Consider the following 3435-nt stretch of genomic DNA (forward strand, 5'->3'; position numbering starts at 1 on the left):
GGCGCACCACGCGGGATTTGCGCCCGAGTCGGCGATTATGCATATTTCGCTGGGGCCGGCGATCATGTCTATATCCACCATACCGAAGACGGCGCGTTTCGCTTCCGCCACGTAAGCGTTGCCGGGGCCGACGATTTTGTCGACGCGCTTTATGGATTTCGTTCCGAACGCCATCGCCGCGACGGCCTGCGCCCCGCCGACCGCGTAGAAATCCTTTACCCCGCAAAGTGATGCGGCGTAAAGGACGGCGGAGTTTATTATCCCGCCGGGCGCGGGGGAACAAATTATTATCTCTTTCACTCCGGCAACGCGCGCCGGTATTGCGTTCATCAAAACCGACGAGGGGTACGACGCCGTGCCGCCGGGAACGTAAAGGCCGACCCTTTCGATGGGGCGTATAAGCTGGCCCAGCCTAGAGCTTCCCTTTTTCACGAACCAGCTTTTTTCAACCTGCTTTTTGTGGAAACTATTTATGTTTTTATATGCCGTCTTTATGGCGCTTTTCAGTTTGGGCGATAGATCGTCGGAAGCGTTCTTAAAATGTTTTTCCGTTATACGAACATTTTTCGGGGTAAGGTCGAGCCGGTCGAATCTTTTGGTGTATTTAAAAAGGGCGTTGTCGCCGTTTGTTTGCACGTTTTTAAGGATGCGCGCAACGGCGTTCCTTATTTTCGCATCCGACGACGTTTCGAAACGGTTCACAAGGGGCCGGATTTTTTTATCGAAGCCCCTTTGCCGCGTGTTTAACTTTTTCATCCGGTAATATTACCAAATTCCGGGGACACTATACTTAATTTTCGAAAAACTGCCGGTTGAATGTAGGAGTCAGGTTTTTACTTGTTGTTCCCCTTCATTTAAGAGAGTCTTTGTCTCTTGCAAAAGCGTCGGAAGCTTGTTTTGAACCGCTTCCCATACCAACTGTTCGTCAACGGCATCATAACCATGAATTAACACGTTACGGAAGTCTATGATTTTTCTATAACCGGTGATTTTCGACAAGATGTCGGGATCCATTTTCGAAAGCCTGCTTAAAGCTTCGCCGATGATTTCAAACTGACGCTCTATGCCAGAGCGTAATAAGGCGTCGTTTTTATAATCCGGGCGCGTTTTGCCGCAGGAAAAATCAAAAATTAAATTTGCCGCTTGAATTATATCTTGTAAAAGCTTTTTTGTTTCAAGCCGCATAAAGCAACTTTCGGCTTTTATTTACCGATTGCAGGAAGTATGGATTTTTAATGGAATTTATAGTTACAAGGTCAATATGTTTTTCAAACAAATCCTGTAATTCTTCAAGAAACCCGAAATAAGCGTCAAAATACCCGCCGCCTTCGAGTGGAAGAAACTCCACCAGGAAGTCGAGATCGCTTGGCCCAATACTAAAGTTTTCATCAGAAGCGGCAGAACCGAACAACTCTAGACGCTTTATACGGTATTTTGCGCACAACTTATTTAAAGTATCCTGTTTTTCTTCGATAATAGTAATCATTATGCTTCTATAAATTATAACTCATGACAACCCTATTTTCATTTATTTTTTTCTAAAAAATGAAAAAAGGGGACGCTAATCCACCCATTCACAATTGCTATTTTAGAAATGGGAGTTTCTTTATCCGACATTCAACGTTTGATTCTTCCAATCAATGCAGGTATGTCAGCAATACGATCCCCCTCCATGATGTCCTTGAATGGCTGCATCGTTTGCCAGTTTCTCTCATCTCGGTGTCTTCCTAAAAATATCACTTTACCTCTCGAGCTCGCGATCACCCCTGCGTTGGGAGGCAAACTTCCACTATTGCCGAGGTTCATCACGGCCTCAAGGACACTTCCTTTGTTCCCTGGCGTGCCGCTGTCGTATGTGATTGAACCAAAGCGTGCCCTGAACCCATGGGTGTAACCGCTGCTTCCCGCTCGGTGGATAGAATACCACAGCGAACGGTCAGGAAGGGCTACGTGATAATTTCCATAGCTTTGCCACTGACGATATTTGTCTCGAGCAGCAGTAACTAAATCACCAGCTTGTTGTGCACCGGACTCTGTTTGTAGTTGTTTGATAGGGGTGTCTACAATTGCATGGTATGCCTCCGCTGCACGTCTAGCCACTCCCAGTTGAGCTTTGAATCCATCTGGAAGCCTGGAATTCCATTCTGCCATAAGCTGAGCAGCTGGTACTTGAGGGGTAGTAGCGCAGCCAGAAAGTATGGCTAAAGTAAGACAAAGAAAAATCATTGCAACCGTTGATGATTTCTTCACGGGTATTCTATTTGCCTTTCTTTCTAACCCGAGAATTCCCATTTGGCGTCATTTCTCCCCCTTTTTGTTGAAATAATGCTACCATTCCCGTTAAAAAGTGTCAATCAAATTTTACCTCATAGGTATAAATTAAGACATTTTTGCATCTTTACGGCGAAAAATTTAAGCCAATCCACATAAAAACAAGTTTTTCCCCCATTCAGGACGCAACTTGCTTACGTTTACGTATAGGTAAGCCAATGCCTTTTTGCCTGAAATAAATTTACGTCGCTTCAAGCCTCAGCCTTCCAATGTGGTTTAGTATCGTTTCAAACATCTCTTTCGGCACGGCAACTTCCGGTCCGGGAACGGCAATAGTAAAAGTATTTATTTGGGCTGAACGGTTTTCAGGCTCAGGCTGAATACGGTTTTGAACTTTCCTTTGGGGGGAATCGAAACCTTTGCAGGGCGATAAAAGCCGTTCCCTGGTAGTTGGACTGAAAACCGTCTTCAGACTGCGAAACAGTTTCCACCGGGAAGTGCAAAAGCGTAACGGGATTTGAAGATTTAAAAGCCGCGCCGAAACGGAACCACTCGTCCGTAATCGACCATTTATCGACGCCCGAATCTTCGCCGACAGAGTTCATAGCGTATTTTTTTCCGTCCAGCGTTATGTACCTGTCCGGCGAGTCCTCGGCCAAAAGGGTAAAGTTCCATTCGACGCCGAACACGAAATCCAGCTTGCCGCCGCCGAGCTTTTCCAAAATATATTCGCATCTTACTTCGGGCTTTTTAGAGCTTACCTTGAATTTTTTTTGGACTTTTACCTTCTTTTCGTTTGCGCCTACCGTTCCCCGCGCCGCAAAAACAAGCGTCGCCTGGTTTTTTCCCTCCTTTGCCGAAACGGTTTCGTAACGCGCCTCCGTAAGGCCGGAAATATCGGTTGCCTTTTCTGCGCGCATATCCTCCACGCCGGGCATCTTGGAATAAAAATGATCGAGGAAAGACCTTCTGGGGTATCTGTCGAACACCAGCTTTTTGTCGAGGTTTTCGTCCTTGAATCTTACCCTGTCGTGAATCGAAAGGATTTCACCTTCGTCCGCCTTCTTGCCGGACAACGCATCGATAATCTTTTGGTGGTATTCTTCCGGCCTTCGCGCCAGCACGTTGCTTAGGTTGAAAGCGGCGGGCTTGAAATCTATTTCG

At 46.3% G+C, this 3435-nt stretch carries 5 protein-coding genes; all 5 read right to left on the reverse strand.

What is annotated here, in order from left to right:
- The coding region (hisD, locus tag V3S16_RS16185; protein ID WP_413886808.1) for a histidinol dehydrogenase at positions 1-756 on the reverse strand (756 nt) is incomplete at its 3' end.
- A 69-nt stretch (positions 757-825) separates the two neighbouring features.
- A complete protein-coding gene (locus tag V3S16_RS16190; protein ID WP_413886810.1) occupies positions 826-1185 on the reverse strand; it encodes a DUF86 domain-containing protein in 360 nt (119 codons plus the stop codon).
- The gene (locus V3S16_RS16195) at positions 1175-1486 is read right to left on the reverse strand and encodes a nucleotidyltransferase family protein (RefSeq protein WP_413886812.1); all 312 of its coding nucleotides are present in this window, start codon (positions 1484-1486) and stop codon (positions 1175-1177) included. The genes V3S16_RS16190 and V3S16_RS16195 overlap by 11 nt, the downstream gene beginning before the upstream one ends.
- A gap of 131 nt (positions 1487-1617) precedes the next feature.
- A complete protein-coding gene (locus V3S16_RS16200; protein ID WP_413886814.1) occupies positions 1618-2292 on the reverse strand; it encodes a hypothetical protein in 675 nt (224 codons plus the stop codon).
- A gap of 350 nt (positions 2293-2642) precedes the next feature.
- A partial coding sequence (locus V3S16_RS16205) for an alpha-amylase/4-alpha-glucanotransferase domain-containing protein (RefSeq protein WP_413886816.1) occupies positions 2643-3435 on the reverse strand: 793 nt, incomplete at its 5' end.

The sequence above is a fragment of the Candidatus Desulfatibia sp. genome, assembly GCF_036446775.1.
In the GTDB taxonomy this organism is placed as follows: Bacteria; Desulfobacterota; Desulfobacteria; order Desulfobacterales; family UBA11574; genus Desulfatibia_A.